Raw genomic sequence first — 17,698 nt, 5'->3', positions numbered from 1 at the left:
CCCCCCCCCCCCCCCCCCCCCCCCCCCCCCCCCCCCCCCCCCCCCCGCTCCAGGCGTAGCGCCCACGATCTCAGACATCGGATGGACGACGAAGGAGGGCATCATCATGATGATCGATCAGGGGAAGGTCGGGCCGTTCGGGGGCCAAGCGGCCGGAGGCTACGTCGAGTCTCACCCTGACGACGGCCGGGCTGCCGCCCGAGCACGCCTTCGTGCTCGCCCAGCAGGACAGCCCGGTGGGCCCCGCAACTTTCCCGGTGACCGGTCTCGCGGGTGGCTAGGCTGCGCCGACACCCTTCGGAGACGAGGAGCGGCAGATGGCCCTGATCGAGCACACCAGTTCGGAGCGCATGACGCGGGAGGCTGCCGCACAGCGGTTGCGCGACCTGGCTGACGAACTCGCCCGGCACAACGAGATCACGTTCACCCGTGACGGTCGGGAGATCTCGGTCGCGGTGCCCGACGAGGTCGAGCTCAAGCTCGAGATCGAGGTCGGCGAGGAGAGCGAGATCGAGGTCGAGATCACCTGGTAGTGGGTCGCCGACCATCGCCGAGCCTCACATCACAGGCTGTCGCAGAATGGGCCGACGGGCCGACAATGCATGCGCACGCGCCTGCTGGCGGACGGGGAGCACGTCGTGGCGCCCTGGCCGCCCGGGGTGCCGCCCGTGTGGACCCGTCGGAGTCGCACGGACCCGTGGGCGGCGTGTAGCGGGCGCAGCGCGGACACTTTGCCGGCGTGGGTGTGCGTAACGCGGACACTTCGCCGTTCCCTGAAAGGTGTATACCCGTATAGATAGGTATAAAAAGGCGTACGTTTTGCCCGTTGTGTTCGGGGAAGTGTCCGCGTTGGCGTGAGTCGGCACGGCGACGTGTCCGCGCTGGCGCGCACCGCGCCACCGCAGCCAGAGCGCACAACGGCAGAGCGGTCGACTGCTGCGGCGACCAGCCTGCAGACGACCGTCACGACGCGACCCCGAATACCTCGCATCCCACACCAGACAGCGAAGCCTCATCATGCGACAGCTTGCTCAGCTTCAGCGCAGGAACCTCTTTGCCATCCGCCCCAGTTGGCCGAGTCCGCCGGCCCCGCCGGCCCCGCCGCCCCCCCCGGTCCCCGGGGTTCGGCTACGAGCCCGGGGCCTGGCCGAGCGCCTGCCGGCCGGTTGCGAGCCCCGGCCAGTGCCGTCGAGCATCCCTCCCACCTTCTTCATGACCCGTCCGATGCCTGCGGTGCGCATGGTGCTGGCTCCTTCCCTGAGGAGAGCAGTCTCCCCGCTGCTGCGCCGGGCTACCCACCCCAACATGGAGGATCCCTGCGGCCCTCTCCGGGGGATAGTCTGGGCACGATGACTGACGACACCGACCGCATCCGCGCCAAGCTCGCGAACCGTCGCTGGGACGCGCGCCGCATGGTGGTGACGCTGCTCGGCTTCACCGTGGTGGTGCTCGGCCTGCTCCTGCTCGTGCTGCCGGGGCCGGGCCTGCTCGTGGTCGTGCTGGGGTTCGCCATCCTGGCCACGGAGTTCGTGTGGGCCTGGCGCGCGCAGCGATTCCTGCACGCCAAAGCGCGTTCAGCCGGCCGCGGGGCGCGGCGCTCGCGCATCGGTCGGTCGCTCACGCGACGCACCGAGACCAAGCCGCCTGACGCCGCCTGACGCCGCCTGACGCGGGCTAGCCGACCGGTCCCTGGCGCCAGGTGCCCCCGGGGGTGTCGAGGCAGCGGCGGACCTGGTCCGCCTTGTGCGGGGCGAGGCGCGCCAGAGCCTCGTCGTGGGGCAGCCAGGCGACGTCGTCGATCTCGTGGCTGTGGCGCGGGATGAGGCGTTGCGTGGTGTCGTCGAGGGCCGTCGCGGCGTAGATGAGGATCAGCCGGTCGGGCCACGAGGCGGCGAAGACGCCGAGGAGGTCGCCGCCCCGGACCCGCAACCCCGCCTCCTCCCAGGTCTCGCGTTCCGCACCGGTGCGGGGGTCCTCGTCAGCGTCCACGACCCCACCGGGGATGGTCCAGTGGCGCTTGAAGCTGTCGTGGACGCACAGGAGCCGGCCCTGCGCGTCGTGGCAGAGGGTCGCGGCAGCGACGACCTTGCGCGGAAGGCTGGAGAAGAACGCGGCGCTGCGGGCGGCGTCGTCGGGATAGCGGCGACCGGCCGCCACCACGTGGGGAGCGGCGTCGAGCAGGCCCGGCTGGCGGTCAGTGTCCGGCTCGTAGGCGGCAGCGGTCCCCGCGAGCGCCCGCCCGGCACCGGGTGCGCACAGCAGCTCGACGGCGAAGCCGTGATGGCCGAGCGCGCGGGACAGCTCGACAGCGGTGAAGGTGCGCCCGGGATCCCTCCCGCGTCCGGTCACGGCGGCGTGGACGGTGCCGCGGGCCCCTGCCACCACCAGGCCCCCGCGGACCAGCACCTGGGCCGCCTGCGCGAGGAGACCCTCGGCGTGCTCGCCGGCGCGGGCGAGCTCGTCGTCGAGCAGCACCACGGCCGGGGCCGACGCCGCGCCCAGGTCGGTCAGCGCGACGGGGTCGACCCGCAGGCCGGCGTCGGTCAGCGTGCGCGCCGTGGCCGTCGACGGCGTCACGGCTCGGATCCCCGCCAGGCGCTCGACGGCGACGGCCACGAGCTCCGGGCTCATCCCTGCACGGCTATCCGCAGGCTCGGCGCACGTACGGGTAGGGATTGGCGTTGCCGCCGCCGCCGGGGAAGACCTCGAAGTGCAGATGGGGGATGCCCCGGGCGTTGCCGGTGTCACCGTTGATGGCGATCTGCTGGCCGGCGCTGACCTGCTGCCCGGCAGACAGCCCGGCGACGTAGCCCTGGAGGTGCGTGTAGTAGTACCGGTTGCCGCTGTTGCCCTGCAGGTACAGCGAGATCCCGCCGAGCCGGTTGGAGTTCAGGCGCGAGACCACCCCGCTCTCGTACGCGTAGATGGGGATGCCCCGGGCGGCGAGGATGTCGGTGCCCTTGTGGGCACGGCCGCCGGAGCGAGCCGCCCCCCATGTGTCGCTGTAGCTGTGCGGCCGGCCGACCGGGCAGGCCACGCCGCCGGCCACCGGTGCGGCGGCGCTGGCCGGCGCGCTTGCGGGGGCGTCGACGGGGCCGTCGGCGGGGGCGCTCGAGGAGGACCCGCCCCGGGCGGGGCGCGAAGCGGCAGCGGCAGCGGCCTCGCGTGCGGCCCGGGCGCGCGCTGCCGCCGCCTGCTCGGCGGCCACGACCGTGCGCGCCTCCTCCTCCTCGCGCTGGGCGGTGGCCACGAGGCCGGCCGCCTCTCGTCTGGTCCGTTCCAGCTCGTCGCGGCTGGCGGCGAGCGTCGCCGCGACCCGGTCGGCCTCCTCGGCGGCGACCTGGGTGCGGATCCGCGCGGCGGAGGCCGCCTCGTAGCCCTCTCGGCCCTGTCGCGCGACGACGCCGAGCAGACGGGCGTGCTCCATCGCCTGATCGGGGGAGTCGCTGGCCAGCAGGGCCAAGGTGGGGTCGGCGCTGCCGTAGCGGTAGGAGGTCTGGGCGAGGTGCGCCACGGCGGCGGTGGCCTGCCGTGCGTCCTCCCGGTGGGCGTCGGTCTTGCTGGTCAGGCCGGCCAGTTCCGCTTCGGCCCGGGCAACCTCGGCCTCGACGGCGCGCAGGTGCTGGAGGACCCCGTCCAGGTGCTGCTGGGCCTGCCGGCGCTGTTCCTGCGCGCGTTCGATCCGGGGGTCGCCGGCGTGGGCCGGGGTGGAGGCCGGCCAGACGACTAGCGCGGCAACGAGCAGCCCGACCACCGCCACCGCACCCCACGTCATGGGGGCTGTGAGATGGGCCGGTCTGACGCGCCACGCGGGGGGGTGTGCGTGCATGCGCCACTCACCCTAGCGGGCTGGAGGCCCAGCGGCCAGTATGCGGGCCTCCGGCCCGCCGATCGGCGCTGGGGCCCGCGGCGGCCGAACGGGCCTGGTCGCGGTGGCGGCATCCTCGCAACGCGCCGCATCCACGACGCGCCACCCGCGGTCGCTGCGGGCCAGCGCGACGACCAGCGCCCCGACCCGCGGGCCGCGGCGGACGAGCACGACCGCCTCGTAGCGGCGGGGGGTGACCCGGACCCCGTAGATGCGCACGACGCGACCGAGTGCGCCCTGACGCACCCAGACCGGGAACAGGCGGTCAGCGAGCAGCGGGCACAGGACGGGTATCAGCTGGTCTCGCGGCCGCAGGCCGCACTCCACCTCCAGGAACGCCTGCACGAACCCTGCGGCCAGGCGGTGCAGCTGTTCGGCGCCCGCATCGCGCTCGGGCGGCCGCCGAGGCCCCGGGCGGCGTCCTGCGGGACCGCACGGACCGGCGCCTGCGCCCGCGCGGGGCCGTGGGGGCGGCCGAGCCGGATCCCTGGGGGCACGTGCGGTCATGGCCGTCTCCCGTCGTCGTGGGTCGAGCGGGGCTCGAGGCCGAGCACCGCGGGCTCCGGGTCTGCCCGCAACCACAGCTGGTGGGTCCGGGGGTGGTGCTCGGCGGGCGCCCTGGCCCGGATGCGGGCCCGCAGCAGCGCGGGGCGGTCGGGGTGCGCGTCCACCTCCAGCACCTCGACGTCGGCGTACCCGGCGGCCGCCGCGGCCCCGGCGAGTGGTCCGGGGTCGGTGTCCGCAGCCGTCCACCCGGGGTCGGTCGCCGGGTGCTCCGCCACGGGCAGTGCCCACGGCTCGTCGAGGACGACGGCGTCGCCGTCGATCAGCCCGACCGGGACGGCGAAGCGTGCCGGTCGGACCGACCGCCAACGGTCGGACGGGCCCTCCATCACCACCGCCCGGATGGTCACCAGGGCCAGGTCGCCGGCCCAGGACACCGATTCGGGGACGGCCAGGTCGACGTAGCGCCGCTCCTGCCCGTCTGGTGGGTCGCCCGCGGTGGTCACGGCCAGGCGCACGGCCACCACCGCCGCCGCGCCGAGCGCGAGGTCGACGGGGCCGGCGGGCTGGGGTGGCTGACCCGCAGCCCCCGGGGCGGGCGGACCGGTCGCGTCCTGATCGGCGGCGGCGACCTCGTCGGGATCGCTCCCACCGGTGACCAGCGCGAGGCCACCGAGCAGCACGGCCACGGTCCACGGCAGGGCGGCGATCAGCAGGAGGCGCCGGCGCCGCGGCGTGTGGGACCCGCCCTCCCGGGGAGGCCGGTCCCAGCGGACGGTGCCCGGTCCCCCCGGCGCCTCGGCTCCCGCAGCTGCGTCCGGCCACCGGGGCGTCACGGCATCCACGGTGGCCGTCGCGTCGTCGGCGCGCTCGGCGTCCTCGGCCCCACCCAGCGCGGCCTGCCGCGCCCGGAGCCAGTCGGCGAGGGGGTTGTCGGTCATCGGGTGCTCCGTCCGCAGCCTTGCCCAGTGAAGAGACTCGTTATATGACAAGGAGTGAGAAGGAGCAACACCTTTGTACACCAGTCTGCCGACCTTCGATCGCCGCGTAGACTGAGGGGCGACACCGCTGGAGAGGGCACCCATGGCGACTCGGCAGGAGCTGACCGAGACCGAGCGACACGCGTTCTTCACCCGTGACGCCCTGCCGTACCTCGACGCCCTGTACTCCGCGGCGCTGCGGTACACCCGCAACCCGGCCGACGCGGAGGACCTCGTGCAGGAGACCTACGCCAAGGCCTACGAGAAGTTCCACCAGTTCGAGCCCGGCACGAACCTCAAGGCCTGGCTGTACCGCATCCTCGGCAACACCTACATCAACAGCTACCGACGTCGCCAGCGCCGCCCCACCGAGGTGTCAGCCGACGCCGCCGAGGACCGTGACTTCTCCCTGTACGACCGGATCGCGGGTGCCCCGCACGCCCCGGCGGAGATCGAGGTCCTCTCGCGGCTGACCGACGACGAGGTCAAGGCCGCCCTGGCGGAGCTGCCCGACACCTTCCGCATGGCGGTGTACCTGGCCGACGTGGAGGGCTTCCGCTACGCCGAGATCGCCGAGATCATGGGGACGCCGGTCGGGACCGTGATGAGCCGGCTGCATCGGGGAAGAGCCAGGCTCCACAAGGCGTTGTACAGCTACGCCCGCGACCGGGGCCTGCTCGGCCCCCAGGACCACCCCGACCCGGAGGAACCGTCGACATGAACGAATCCTGCCGTGAGGTGCTGGCGGAGCTCGACGTGTTCCTCGACGGCGAGTGCGGTGACGACCTCGAGGAGGCCGTGCGTCGTCACCTGGGGGAGTGCCCCCCGTGCGTGGACCGCGCGGACTTCCAGCGCGAGCTGCGGGCCCTGATCGCGTCGAAGTGCAAGGATGCAGCGCCGTCGGGCCTGCTCGATCGGGTCATCGACAACTTGACCGCCCGCTGACCGGCCGGGCTTTCCGCAGGAAGGCGCTCGACCATGCGCGTGCTCGTCACCGGGGGTGCCGGGTTCATCGGCTCCAACCTCGTCGACCGCCTGCTCGCCGACGGCCACGAGGTGACCGTCCTCGACAACTTGTCGACCGGGTACCTGCACAACCTGGCGCAGGCTCGCCGCGACCCCGACCTGCCACTGCGCTTCTCCCGCCTCGACATCACCTCCACCGCCCTGGAACCAGCCGTGGCCCGGGCACGCCCGCAGATCGTCCTGCACCTCGCGGCGCAGATCGACGTGCGCCAGAGCGTCGTCGACCCGGTCCACGACGCGATGGTCAACGTGATCGGCACCGTGGCGTTGCTCGAAGCCTGCCGGCGCAACGACGTGGAGAAGGTGGTCCTCACCACCTCGGGTGGCTGCATCTACGGGGAGCCGACCGCTGACGAGCTGCCGATCGACGAGGCCTACCCCGGCCATCCGCACTCGCCCTACGGCGCCAGCAAGCGGGGGGTGGAGGAGTACCTGCACGCCTACGAGGCCATGTACGGGCTGCGGTGGACGTCGCTGGCGCTGGCGAACGTCTTCGGACCGCGCCAGGATCCGGGGGGCGAGGCGGGCGTGGTCTCGATCTTCGGTGGGCGCATGCTCGCCGAGCAGCCGGTCACCATCTACGGCGACGGCGAGCAGACCCGCGACTTCGTGTTCGTCGACGACGTCGTCCACGCCTTCGTGCTGGCGATGGATCGGGGCGACGGGCTGCGGTGCAACATCGGCACCGGCGAGCCCACGTCGGTCAACGCGCTGTTCGCGGAGCTGGCCGACCTGACCGGGTACGCCGCCCGGGCCGAACACGCCCCCGAGCGCACCGGTGAGCTCCGCCAGATCGCGCTCGACGCCCGTCGGGCCGGTGCAGAGCTGGGGTGGAAGCCGTGGACGACGCTGCGCGAGGGGCTCGGCGCCACCCTCGACTGGATGCGCTAGGCGGCCTGCTCGCTCTGGGCGCGCTCCCCGCGCGGTCGTGAGCGCACGGCCATCAGGTTCACGACGAGGATCGCCACACCGGCGGCGAGCACGACGTCGCCGGCGCTGACGACCGTGCGCAGCACCGGGATCGCGAAGATGTCAGCCAGCGGGGTGAGCAGGTCGCCCTCGGCCAGCAGGCGGTGCTTGCCAGGGGTGATCGTGGTCGCCTCCCCGCGGGAGACCGCCAGCAGCGCGTCCCGGGCGACCGGCATCGCCCCGTTGGCGGTGATGACCGCGGCGTTCATCGCAAAGCCCGCGAACACGAGCAGCATGCCGGGCAGGATGCGGTTGCAGACCACGAAGGCCAGGAGGGCGACGTGGCTGACCAGCAGCATGGGCGGGGCCATCGCGGCGGTCGGACCGCCGGCCATGCTCACGGCGGCCAGCACGACCTGGGCGACCACGGAGGCCAGCACGAGCCAGCCCTGCCGGAGGTGCACGTACCCCAGGTTGGCCAGCCGGCCGCCGCGCGCGTAGCCGATCAGGACCGCGCAGAGCACGGTGGCGAGCACGAGGACCATGCCGTCCATGGTCGCATGCGCGGACGGTGGTGGGGGCCATGTGGGCCCCTGCGGACCCGGTAGCATGTGGGCATCGTGACTGACCGACCCACTCGCGCCTCTGGGCGCCATGACGAGGATGCCGCCCTGCGTGATCTGCGGGGCAAGCTGTCTGGTGTCCTGCGGCGCCTGCCCGACATCGAGCGGCGGGTCCTCGAGCTGCGGATGGGTTTGTCGGACGGCACGCCGGCCAAGCCCGGCGAGGTGGCCGCCACCCTGGGCCTGACCATCGGCGAGGTGAAGAAGATCGAAGCTCGTGCGTTCTCCCGGATCCGGGAGGTGGGACCGATCAAGGGCCTGGAGCGCTTCCTGGGCAGGTGATCTCGCTGCGGCCGCTTTTCGTCACTCCAGACGCAAGACGCTATCCTACGCCTCTGCAGTAACGAACCCCTCTTTGCCGGCCTTGGGCAGAGTGGTCCTGCGGGTGTCGGGGTCTGCGCCCCGTCGCCGTGGCGGGTCCGTCAGTCTCCGGCCGGCTTGCTGGAGTCCGCGTGGTCGCCCGTTCCGCTGTCGTCGTGGTCCTTGCCTTTGGGCTCCTCCTGAGCGGTCTGGGGGTACCCGCCGCGGGCGGGGAGGTCGTCTCGCCCACGGTGGGGGAGCGGATGGACGGCGTGCCCGCGGGCGAGGATGCCGCCGACGTCCGAGACCGCCTCCGGGCGCTCCGGCACCGCGACGACGGCGTCAGCCAGGCGTCCGTCGGCGGGCACGCCGAAGGCGTCGCCGGTGCGGCAGCCCTGCGTTCCCGCGCGGTGCGGACGCCGATGCCGTTCACCATGGTCGGCTTCGAGATCCCCGATGACGCCGAGGTGGGCTTCCGCACCTCCGCCGACGGCGAGCAGTGGTCGGCGTGGCAATGGGCGCCAGGCCTGGGTGAGACCGACGGTCCCGATCCCGGCACCGAGGAGGCCGCGGCCGCCGCCGAGGCCGGCCGCCGTAGCGCCGGGTACTGGGTCGGGGAGGCGACCTGGTTGCAGCTGCGCGTGCTGAACGGCAGGACCGAGGACGTCGGGGTGGACCTGATCGACTCGCTGGGCCTGTCGCGGTCGTGGATGGAGCGGGCCGGCGACGCGTTCCGGGCGGCGTGGCGCCCGGACCCTGCGCCGGCTGCCGCCGCGCCCGGGCAGCCCGACATCGTGACCCGGCAGGAGTGGGGTGCGGACGAGTCCCTGCGCAAGGGCGACCCCCGATACGCCTCACGGGCGCGGATGGGTGTGGTCCACCACACCGCCACGCCGAACACCTACACGAAGGCGGAGGCCCCCGGTGTCGTCCGGGCCATCTACCGGTACCACACGGTCAGCAACGGGTGGGACGACATCGGCTACAACCTGCTGATCGACCGGTTCGGCACGGTGTACGAGGGTCGCAAGGGTGGGCTCGAATCGGCCGTCATCGGCGCGCATTCCGGCGGCTGGAACACCGGCACCTTTGGCGTGTCGGTGATGGGGTGCTTCGACACGCGCGCGTGTGCGGGCGTCTCGGGCGGCGCGGGCACGCTGCCCTCCGCGGCGCAGGCGTCCCTGCTCGCGGTCCTGGCCTGGAAGTTCGACGTCCACGCCATCGACGTCGAAGCCAGCGTCGACATGAACGACACCACGCGACCCACGCTGGTCGGCCATAGCGACGTGGGACAGACGGCCTGCCCGGGCGACCGCATCTCAAGCCAGCTCAGCGGGTACCGCACGGCGGTGGCCGAGCTGCAGGACCAGGCGGGCGGGGTGATCCTCGCCCCGGCCGCGAGCCCCTCGACGGTCGACGTGCGCAGCGGCCGGCTGGCGGCCGAGGTGGGCCTCTCGGCCGGCCTGCGGCCCGGTGGGGACTGGGCGGTGACCGTGACCGATCCCGACGACCGGGTGGTGCACACCGCGTCGGGGTCCGGCACCGCGGTCAGCGCGCGGTGGTCCGGGGGATCGGACCTGGGCGGCGGCGCGCACACCGTCGCGGTCTCCAGCGACGGCCGGCGCACCGCCACGACCACCGTCGAGCTCGTGGAACCTTGCGAGGACGCGTTCTGCGACCTCGGCGACTCGGTGCACCGCGAGGCCATCCTGCGCCTGCACGAACGTGGCGTGGTCAACGGGTGCGCGGACGGGCAGTTCTGCCCGAGCGGGCGGGTCACCCGTGGGCAGATGGCCACCATGACCGCCCGCGCCCTCGAGCTGACGGCACAGGACAGCGGGCACTTCACCGACGTCCCGGCAAGCCACACCCACGCCGATGGCATCCACGCACTGTACGAGCACGGGATCGTCAAGGGCGACGCCGGCAGGTTCTACCCCGACCGCGAGGTCCGTCGCGACCAGATGGCGACGTTCCTCTACCAGGGGCTGGATTTCAGCGCCAGCGGCACCAGCCACTTCTCCGACGTGGCCGGCAACGTGCACGAACAGGCGATCAACAGCCTCGCCGACCACGACGTGACGCGGGGTGACGGCAGCGGCCTCTACCTGCCCGCCCGGCCGATCCGGCGGGACCAGATCGCCTCCTTGATCGACCGGGCGCTGCGGGCGGCCCCGTGACGCCGGCCACGCGCGCGGCCGTCATGTGCTGGAATGGCGCGGTGCCGACCACCCAGACACCGACCTTCGTCGACAGCCGGTAGCGGTGTCCCTGCCGGAGGAGCTCCTTGCGGAGCGGTCCGGGCTCGACCCCCAAGCGGTCGACCACCTGCTGCTGCTGCTGGCCGACTGGCAGATCCTGGCCGACCTGTCGTTCGCCGACCTGTTGCTGTTCGTCCCCGAGAGCGGCCCGCCCGGCGCGCGCTACCTGTGCGCCGGGCAGATGCGTCCCTACACGGCGCAGACGATCTACCACGAGGATCTGGTCGGCGAGTCGTTCCCCGCAAGCGACCGGCCGATGGTCGGCCGGGCCTTCCAGGAGGCTCGGGTGATCCGCGACGCGGACCCCGACTGGTCCACGGGGGTCCCGGTGCGCGAGGAGGCCATCCCCGTGCGCTTCGACGACGAGGTCGTCGCGGTGGTCACCCGGGAGGCCAACGTCTCGACCGCGCGGTCGCCGTCGCAGCTGGAGCTCACCTACCTGCAGTCGGCGGGTGCGCTTGCCCAGATGCTCGCCGACGGCACCTACCCGTACCGCAGCGACGCCCCCGAGGAGCGCGACCTGTCACCGCGGGTGGGCGACGGGATCATGCGTGTCAACGGCGCAGGCGTGGTCACGTACGCCTCCCCGAACGCCATCTCCGCATACCGCCGCCTGGGCAGCCTCCCGAACGTGATGGGGTACGCGATCGCGGACTTCGACCCCGGCCACGAGGAGCTCACCGATGGTCTCGCGGACGGTGAGCCCGTGGAGACCGAGGTCGAGGCGCAGGGGGCGATCATCAAGCGTCGTCTCCTGCCCCTGATCGACGGGGGCCAGGTGGTGGGCGGTCTCCTGCTCGTCCTCGAGGTGACCGAGCTGCGTCGGCACGAGCGCGCGTTGCGGGTGAAGGACGCCACCATCCGCGAGATCCACCATCGGGTGAAGAACAACCTGCAGACGGTGGCGTCGCTGCTCCGGCTGCAGGCCAGGCGCCTGCACTCCGAGGAGGCGCGGGAAGCGCTGACGGAGAGCGTGCGTCGCATCTCCTCGATCGCGCTGGTGCACGAGACCCTGAGCCAGGAGTCCCGCCAACGGGTCAGCTTCGACAAGATCGCCCAGCGCATCATCGACATGCTGGCCGACGGTCTGGTCAACCCCGAGGTGCCGGTCTCGTTCGAGACGCACGGTGCGCCGGGGGACCTGCCGGCCGAGGTGGCGACGCCCCTTGCGCTCGTGCTCACCGAGCTGCTGCAGAACTCGGTCGAGCACGGCTACCCGGTGACCGGGGGCACCGTGACCATCACCTTCGAGCGGGGCCCGGTGACCTTGCGGGTGCTGCTGGAGGACGACGGTGTGGGCCTGCCCGAGGGCGAGTCCCTGGACGACCGCGCCAACCTGGGGCTGCAGATCGCTCGGACCCTGGTCGAGACCGAGCTGGGCGGCACGTTCACGTCCCCCCCGGGAACGGGTGAAGGTGAAGGGCTGACGGTCGAGCTGGTGCTGCCCCTGCCGTAAGCCGTGCTAGCTGGCGATCCGACGGCGGCGCTGACGGCTGCGCCGCAGCGTCCGGCGCTCGTCCTCACTCATGCCGCCCCACACCCCGGCGTCCTGGTTGGACGTGAGGGCCCATTCCAGGCACTCCTCGATGACGGCGCAGCTGCGGCAGACCTCCTTGGCCTCGTCGGTCTGCTCCAGCGCAAGGCCGGTCGAGCCGACGGGAAAGAAGAGCTCCGGGTCCTTGTCCAGGCATTCCGCCTGCTGACGCCAGTCCATTCGTTTTCTCCTCGTGTCGCAAGCGGTTCACAGTGGTCTCGGCACATGCTCGGCTGCCGTGCACCAGCGACGCTGCCAGGTACCCAGGTGCGGGCGAGGTGGCAGGGACCGCATGGTGCGGGGTGACGGAGGGGGTTCGCCGGGACCTTGTGAAGATTCTCACAAGGTGGTGCGCACCGATCAGAGATTCACCCTATAGGGCCTTCCTGGCCGAGTAAAGGCCTCTGGTGGAATTGACAGAAATTCAGGTATGTCCGGATAGCGAGGGTTCGGCACCCGCAGGCCCGGTACAGTCCGCCGATGCAGCCGTTCGGAGACCTGCCGCGCCCGGTCGTCATGGGACATCGCGGCGCACCGGGCGAGGCTCCGGAGAACACCCCGGCGGCGTTCGCGGCCGCGGCCGCGGCCGGCGCTGCCTGGGTCGAGCTGGACACCCGCGCCAGCGCGGACGGGGTGGTGGTGGTCCACCACGACGCCTGGATCGCCGACGGGCGGGCGGTCCGGGACGTGGCGGCGGACGCCCTGCAAGCCATGGGCGTCTGGACCTTCGCCGACGTGCTCGACCGCCTGCCTGACGGCCTCGGGGTCGATGTCGAGCTGAAGAACCTGCCCGGTGAGCCCGACTACGACGCGGACGAGGGCCTGACGGTGCTCGTCGCGGCACTCCTTCGTGACTGCCGGCGGCCGGTCATGACCTCGTCGTTCAACCCCGCGACCGTCCAGGCGTCCCGCGAGCAGCTGCCCGATGTCCCTGCAGGACTGCTCACGACGGCGGGGCTCCGGACGATGGCGGGCGTCGCCATCGCCCACGAGGTCGGCGCCCAGGTCTACTGCCCGCACGTGGAGACCCCGGAGCTGGACGTCGCCGCCGTGGAGGCGGCCCACGCCGCGGGCATGACGGTGCTGGTGTGGACCGTTGATGACCTGGACGGTGCGGCCCTGCTGGCCGGCGCTGGCGTCGACGCGCTGTGCACCAACGACCCCCGAGGGTTGGTCAGGGCGTTGGGGTGACGCTCACAGCCACCCGGTGCACATCGTTGACGGCGTACCCGTCAGGATTCCAGGGCGGTTGCAGGGGCTGGATGTTGCCCGCGGCGTCCTCGGCGCGGCAGCACAGCTCGTAGTCGCCGGGCTCGCCGGCCTCCCAGCTGGCCGTCCACCGGTGCCAGGCGGCGGGCCCGGGTCGCTCCTCCACGGCGGCGCTGCGCCACGACCGCCCACCGTCGGCGCTGACCGTCACCGACGTGATCGGGCCCCACCCCGACCACGCTCGCCCCTCGAGGACGTGGGTGCCGGCCGGGAGCAAACGCCGGCGCGACCAGAACTCGGGCACCCCCGGGGGCACCATCAGCGCCCGGGGTGCGATCCGCGACAGCGGGACGCCGCGCGGGTCCGCATCCGAGCGGTAGCGGTAGGCGTGCGCCTGCTGGTAGCCCTCGAAGGGGGCGTCCACCGCGGTGATGCGCTCCAGCCACTTCACGCTGGCCATGCCGTACCACCCGGGGACCAGCAGACGCAGCGGTGCCCCGTGCTGGGGAGGCAGCGGCTGACCGTTCAGGGCGTAGACGAGCAGCACCTCGTCGGCCAGGGCGTCGTCGGTCCGCAGACTGCGCTCGTAGGCGTGCGCGATGCCGTCCTGGACGCCGCGGTCCGCACCGGTGAACACCACCTCCAGCGCGGCGTCGTCCAGACCGGCCTCGGCAAGCACCCCACGCAGCGGGGTACCGGTCCACTCGCCGGTGCCGACAGCCTCCCAGAGCCAGGGCTGGCTCAGGCGCCGAGGGGTCAGGCGCGCACGGCCGTTGCCGGCGCACTCGAGGGTCACCCGGCGGGTGACGGCGGGGCGGTCGCGCACGTCGTCGAGGTCCAGTACCAGCGGCCGGGCGACCTGCCCGCCGACCGTGAGGCGCCATGACACGGGGTCGATGAACGGGACGTCGAAGTGGGTCAGCAGGTAGTGGGCCCCGATGGGTGTCACGGGGTGACGCAGCAGCTCCAGCGGCATGCCATGGTTGCGGGCCGCGAGCGCCAGCTCCTCCCGGGTGACGAGCTCGCCGGGGTGCTCCGGGGTGTTCGCGCTGTCGCCCACCTGCCTACCGATCGTCTTCGCCGTCGCCTTCCATACCCTCGCGGAGGAACTCGAGGATACGGGTCAGCAGGCGGGAGACGTGCATCTGGCTGATGCCGATCTGCTCGGCGATCTTCGACTGCGTCATCCCCTTGAAGAAGCGCAGGTACAGGATGGTGCGCTCGCGCTCGGACAGCTCCTCGATCAGGGGGGCCAGGGACGCGAAGTACTCGAGGTTCTCGAGGCGCAGGTCCACCTCGCCGATGCGGTCGCCCCGCAGCGGAGCGTCGTGGTCGTCGCCCGTCGGCGCGTCGAGGGACGTGGTCGAGTACGCCTGGCCGCTCTCCAGCGCCTCGAGCACCGCGTCCTCGTCGACCCCCGCCATCTCGGCGATCTCGGCGATCGTGGGGGAGCGCCCGAGGTCCTGGGTGAGCTGCGCGATGACCTTGTTGAGGCGCAGGGACAGCTCCTGCAGCCGCCGCGGCACCCGGATCGCCCAGCCCTTGTCGCGGAAGTAGCGCTTGAGCTCGCCGACGATCGTCGGGGTGGCATAGGTGGAGAACTCGACCCCGCGGTCCAGGTCGAAGCGGTCGATGGCCTTCAGCAACCCGACGCTGCCGACCTGGACGAGGTCGTCGAGGGGCTCGCCGCGGTCCTTGAACCGCTTGGCGAGGTATTCGACCAGCGGCAGGTGCAGGCGTGCGAGGTGCTCCCGATAGGTCTGATCGCCCGTGCGCTGGAGCTCAGCGAAGAGGCGCTTGGTGTCTTCTCTGCCGTACGTGCTCATGAGTGGGGTGGCTCGCTCGCCACGTTGAGGCGGTGCTTGGCCATCACGATCGTGGCGTGGTCCTGCTGCATCTCGATCCGCAGGTCGTCGGTGAGCGCTTGCAGGATGGTGCAGGAGAACGACGCCTCGTCGATCACGGGCTCGCTGGTGGCAACCGTGGCGTACAGGCGCAGCTCGAGGCCCGCATCGGTGGAGTGCACCTCCAGGGTGATGACGTCGTCGTCCACGTGACGCAGCAGCTGCACCGCGCCCTCCTCGACGGCCATCCGCAGATCGTCGACCTGGTCGAGCGTGAAGTCGTCGCGGCCGGCGAAGCCCCCGACGACCGTGCGCAGCAGCGCAAGGTGGTCGGGCGTCGGCGGCACCTTGACCATCACCGTTTCAAGCCTCACGTCCACGCCCGTCTGTCGTCGTCCGCATCTCCCGCCGCTCACCCGTCGGCACGAACGCTCACTCTAGTCGAGCAGCCACCCGCCAACCACGGTTAGGGTCCCGCGTCGTCTGGGCACCCTCTGCCCATGGACATCAACCTCGACACCTACTACCGGGGGCTCGCCGCCGAGCGGCTGCAGGAGCTCAGCGACCGCCTGCTGGCCATGTCGAGGGAGGCGACAGCCGCGGAGGCTGAGGCCGCCGCCTGGCAGCTGTCCGATCTCGCGACCCAGCTGCTCGACATGGGGCTGGACATCGGCGGGCAGACCACCCCTCCGGAGGGCCTTGGACCCGCGGCGGGCTGAGGCGGCGCGGGCGCCTGGTCGCTGACCCGGCCTATCCTGGCCGGCATGTCGCCAGACGAGGCGCTCGCGCGGTTCTCGGCACCGACCCGGGCGTGGTTCTCCTCCGCGTTCGCCGCGCCCACGCCCGCACAGGTCCAGGCATGGGAGGCCACCCGGGCCGGTGAGAGCGTCCTGGTCAGCGCCCCGACGGGGTCGGGCAAGACGCTCGCGGCGTTCCTGTCGGCGTTGGACGGGCTGTTCGCCGCCCCGTCGGGGTCGGGTGCGGTGCCCGCGGCGCGGGGCACCCGCGTGCTGTACGTCTCGCCGTTGAAGGCCCTCGCCTACGACGTCGACCGCAACCTGCGGGCGCCCCTGGCCGGCATCCGCCGCGCCGCCGAGCACCTGGGCTGGCCCGTACCCCCGGTCGACGTCGGCATCCGCTCTGGTGACACGCCCGCCGACGAGCGCCGTCGCCTGGTCCGCACGCCGCCCGACATCCTCATCACGACCCCCGAGTCGCTGTTCCTCCTGCTCACCTCGCAGGCGCGGGCCACCCTCGCCGACGTCGAGACCGTGATCGTCGACGAGGTCCACGCCGTCGCGGGCACCAAGCGCGGCGCGCACCTGGCGCTGTCGCTTGAGCGACTCGAGGGGGCGGCCGGCCGGACGCTGCAGCGCATCGGGCTGTCGGCGACCCAGCGGCCGTTGGAGGAGGTCGCCCGGTTCCTCGGCGGTGGGCGCATCGACGCGGACGGCGCCTGGCGGCCCCGGCCGGTCCGTATCGTCGACCCGGGCGCCCGCAAGGTCCTGGACGTCGAGATCGTCGTCCCGGTCAAGGACATGAGCAGGCTCGGGGAGATCCTCGAGGAGCCCGCGACCGGCCCCGCCGCCGCGGGCGAGTCGCGGCGCTCGATCTGGCCGGCGGCCCAGCCGCGCATCCTCGAGCTGATCCTCGCCCACCGCTCCACGATCGTGTTCGCCAACTCCCGGCGCCTGGCCGAGCGCCTGTGCACCCGGCTGAACGAGCTCGCCAACGCCGAGCGGGCCGAGGACGAGCCGGAGCTCGTCGTGGCGCGCGCCCACCACGGGTCGATCGCGCGGGAGCAGCGCGTGGACATCGAGTCGGCGCTCAAGTCGGGGACGCTGCGCTGCGTGGTGGCGACCTCGTCGCTGGAGCTGGGCATCGACATGGGGGCGGTCGACCTGGTCGTGCAGGTCGAGTCGCCCGGCAGCGTGTCCCGAGGACTGCAGCGCATCGGGCGGGCCGGCCACCACGTCGGCGCGCCGAGCGTCGGCAAGGTATTCCCGACGCACCGCGGCGACCTGGTCGAGACCGCGGTGGTCGTGCGGCGCATGCACGACGGCGACATCGAGGAGACCCGCTACCCCCGCAACCCCCTGGACGTGCTCGCCCAGCAGGTCGTGGCCATGGCGGCCATGGACACCTGGGGGGTCGGTGCGCTGCTGGGGGTCGTCCGCGGCGCCGCGAGCTTCGCCGACCTGTCGCGCGGCCAGCTCGACGGCGTCTTGGACATGCTCTCCGGGCGCTACCCCTCCGCCGACTTCGCCGAGCTGCGCCCGCGCCTGAACTGGGACCGCGGCGCCGACCGCGTCACCGGCCGCCGGGGCGCCCAGCACCTGGCGGTGACCTCGGGGGGCACCATCCCCGACCGGGGTCTCTACGGGGTGTTCATCGAGGGGGATGGCGCGGGCCGCGGCGGCCGGGGTGAGGGTGGCCGCGCAGCGGCCGCCGGGGGGCGGGGATCACGACGGGTCGGCGAGCTCGACGAGGAGATGGTCTACGAGACCCGGCCCGGCGAGACCATCGTCCTCGGCTCGACGACCTGGCGCATCACCGACATCACCCGCGACCAGGTCCTGGTCACGCCCGCTCCCGGGGAGCCGGGCAAACTGCCCTTCTGGCACGGCGACGCGCCCCCCC

20 protein-coding genes are annotated in these 17,698 nt (G+C 72.8%); 11 read left to right on the top strand and 9 right to left on the bottom strand.

The genetic code is table 11. The features are described 5' to 3' along the window. Positions 1 to 317 precede the first annotated feature (317 nt). Entirely contained in the window at positions 318 to 533 is a 216-nt protein-coding gene (locus WD250_11935) for an amphi-Trp domain-containing protein (protein MEX2620916.1), read from the top strand. 816 nt (positions 534 to 1,349) lie between these two features. Continuing rightward, entirely contained in the window at positions 1,350 to 1,658 is a 309-nt protein-coding gene (locus tag WD250_11930) for a PGPGW domain-containing protein (GenBank protein MEX2620915.1), read from the top strand. Positions 1,659 to 1,674: 16 nt separating this feature from the next. Here the strand turns inward: WD250_11930 and WD250_11925 are convergent, their stop codons facing one another. From WD250_11925 to WD250_11910, 4 genes are read right to left on the bottom strand one after another with little or no spacing between them, the layout of a single operon-like run. Continuing rightward, positions 1,675 to 2,631 carry an NUDIX hydrolase gene (locus tag WD250_11925; GenBank protein ID MEX2620914.1) on the bottom strand — a complete coding sequence of 319 codons (957 nt, stop codon included), beginning with the start codon at positions 2,629 to 2,631 and terminating at the stop codon, positions 1,675 to 1,677. A 10-nt stretch (positions 2,632 to 2,641) separates the two neighbouring features. Further along, a complete protein-coding gene (locus tag WD250_11920) occupies positions 2,642 to 3,829 on the bottom strand; it encodes a peptidoglycan DD-metalloendopeptidase family protein (protein ID MEX2620913.1) in 1,188 nt (395 codons plus the stop codon). A gap of 12 nt (positions 3,830 to 3,841) precedes the next feature. Continuing rightward, positions 3,842 to 4,375, bottom strand: a complete 534-nt coding sequence (locus WD250_11915; protein ID MEX2620912.1) for an Rv3235 family protein — start codon at positions 4,373 to 4,375, stop codon at positions 3,842 to 3,844. Further along, positions 4,372 to 5,313: a hypothetical protein gene (locus WD250_11910; GenBank protein MEX2620911.1), complete on the bottom strand. Its 942-nt coding sequence runs from the start codon at positions 5,311 to 5,313 to the stop codon at positions 4,372 to 4,374. The genes WD250_11915 and WD250_11910 overlap by 4 nt, the downstream gene beginning before the upstream one ends. Before the next feature lie 142 nt (positions 5,314 to 5,455). Here WD250_11910 and WD250_11905 point away from each other — a divergent pair, with 142 nt between their 5' ends. From WD250_11905 to WD250_11895, 3 genes are read left to right on the top strand one after another with little or no spacing between them, the layout of a single operon-like run. Further along, entirely contained in the window at positions 5,456 to 6,073 is a 618-nt protein-coding gene (locus WD250_11905) for a sigma-70 family RNA polymerase sigma factor (GenBank protein MEX2620910.1), read from the top strand. After that, on the top strand, positions 6,070 to 6,297 hold the full coding sequence (gene rsrA / locus WD250_11900; protein ID MEX2620909.1) for a mycothiol system anti-sigma-R factor: 228 nt from the start codon (positions 6,070 to 6,072) through the stop codon (positions 6,295 to 6,297). Before WD250_11905 ends, rsrA begins: the two co-directional genes overlap by 4 nt. 33 nt (positions 6,298 to 6,330) lie before the next feature. Next, the gene (locus tag WD250_11895; protein MEX2620908.1) at positions 6,331 to 7,269 is read left to right on the top strand and encodes an NAD-dependent epimerase/dehydratase family protein; all 939 of its coding nucleotides are present in this window, start codon (positions 6,331 to 6,333) and stop codon (positions 7,267 to 7,269) included. On the opposite strand, the gene WD250_11890 is transcribed toward WD250_11895, so the two are convergent. After that, a complete protein-coding gene (locus tag WD250_11890; GenBank protein ID MEX2620907.1) occupies positions 7,266 to 7,841 on the bottom strand; it encodes a DUF5317 family protein in 576 nt (191 codons plus the stop codon). The two genes, WD250_11895 and WD250_11890, sit on opposite strands and share 4 nt — an antisense overlap. Before the next feature lie 66 nt (positions 7,842 to 7,907). Here WD250_11890 and WD250_11885 point away from each other — a divergent pair, with 66 nt between their 5' ends. The 3 genes from WD250_11885 (at position 7,908) to WD250_11875 (ending at position 11,927) form a co-directional block, all read left to right on the top strand. Further along, positions 7,908 to 8,192, top strand: a complete 285-nt coding sequence (locus WD250_11885; protein MEX2620906.1) for a sigma factor-like helix-turn-helix DNA-binding protein — start codon at positions 7,908 to 7,910, stop codon at positions 8,190 to 8,192. A 170-nt stretch (positions 8,193 to 8,362) separates the two neighbouring features. Then, entirely contained in the window at positions 8,363 to 10,390 is a 2,028-nt protein-coding gene (locus WD250_11880; protein MEX2620905.1) for an S-layer homology domain-containing protein, read from the top strand. Positions 10,391 to 10,475: 85 nt separating this feature from the next. Continuing rightward, positions 10,476 to 11,927, top strand: a complete 1,452-nt coding sequence (locus WD250_11875; protein ID MEX2620904.1) for a sensor histidine kinase — start codon at positions 10,476 to 10,478, stop codon at positions 11,925 to 11,927. 6 nt (positions 11,928 to 11,933) lie between these two features. On the opposite strand, the gene WD250_11870 is transcribed toward WD250_11875, so the two are convergent. Then, a complete protein-coding gene (locus WD250_11870; protein ID MEX2620903.1) occupies positions 11,934 to 12,185 on the bottom strand; it encodes a WhiB family transcriptional regulator in 252 nt (83 codons plus the stop codon). Positions 12,186 to 12,485: 300 nt separating this feature from the next. Between WD250_11870 and WD250_11865 the strand changes: the two genes are divergently transcribed. After that, a complete protein-coding gene (locus WD250_11865) occupies positions 12,486 to 13,196 on the top strand; it encodes a glycerophosphodiester phosphodiesterase (protein MEX2620902.1) in 711 nt (236 codons plus the stop codon). On the opposite strand, the gene WD250_11860 is transcribed toward WD250_11865, so the two are convergent. The 3 genes from WD250_11860 to WD250_11850 are packed head-to-tail and all read right to left on the bottom strand — an operon-like array spanning position 13,180 to position 15,432. Then, positions 13,180 to 14,274, bottom strand: a complete 1,095-nt coding sequence (locus tag WD250_11860; protein MEX2620901.1) for a sulfite oxidase — start codon at positions 14,272 to 14,274, stop codon at positions 13,180 to 13,182. The two genes, WD250_11865 and WD250_11860, sit on opposite strands and share 17 nt — an antisense overlap. Before the next feature lie 4 nt (positions 14,275 to 14,278). After that, entirely contained in the window at positions 14,279 to 15,040 is a 762-nt protein-coding gene (locus WD250_11855; GenBank protein ID MEX2620900.1) for an RNA polymerase sigma factor SigF, read from the bottom strand. Beyond that, positions 15,037 to 15,432, bottom strand: coding sequence for a hypothetical protein (locus tag WD250_11850; protein ID MEX2620899.1), 396 nt, complete (start codon positions 15,430 to 15,432; stop codon positions 15,037 to 15,039). The genes WD250_11855 and WD250_11850 overlap by 4 nt, the downstream gene beginning before the upstream one ends. A 126-nt stretch (positions 15,433 to 15,558) precedes the next feature. Here WD250_11850 and WD250_11845 point away from each other — a divergent pair, with 126 nt between their 5' ends. Then, a complete protein-coding gene (locus WD250_11845) occupies positions 15,559 to 15,777 on the top strand; it encodes a hypothetical protein (GenBank protein ID MEX2620898.1) in 219 nt (72 codons plus the stop codon). 45 nt (positions 15,778 to 15,822) lie between these two features. After that, a partial coding sequence (locus WD250_11840; GenBank protein MEX2620897.1) for a DEAD/DEAH box helicase occupies positions 15,823 to 17,698 on the top strand: 1,876 nt, incomplete at its 3' end.

The organism is Egibacteraceae bacterium, from assembly GCA_040905805.1.
GTDB lineage: Bacteria > Actinomycetota > Nitriliruptoria > Euzebyales > Egibacteraceae > DATLGH01.
Note: the sequence above shows the minus strand (reverse complement) of the source record. Positions and strands in the feature narration are given on the sequence as shown.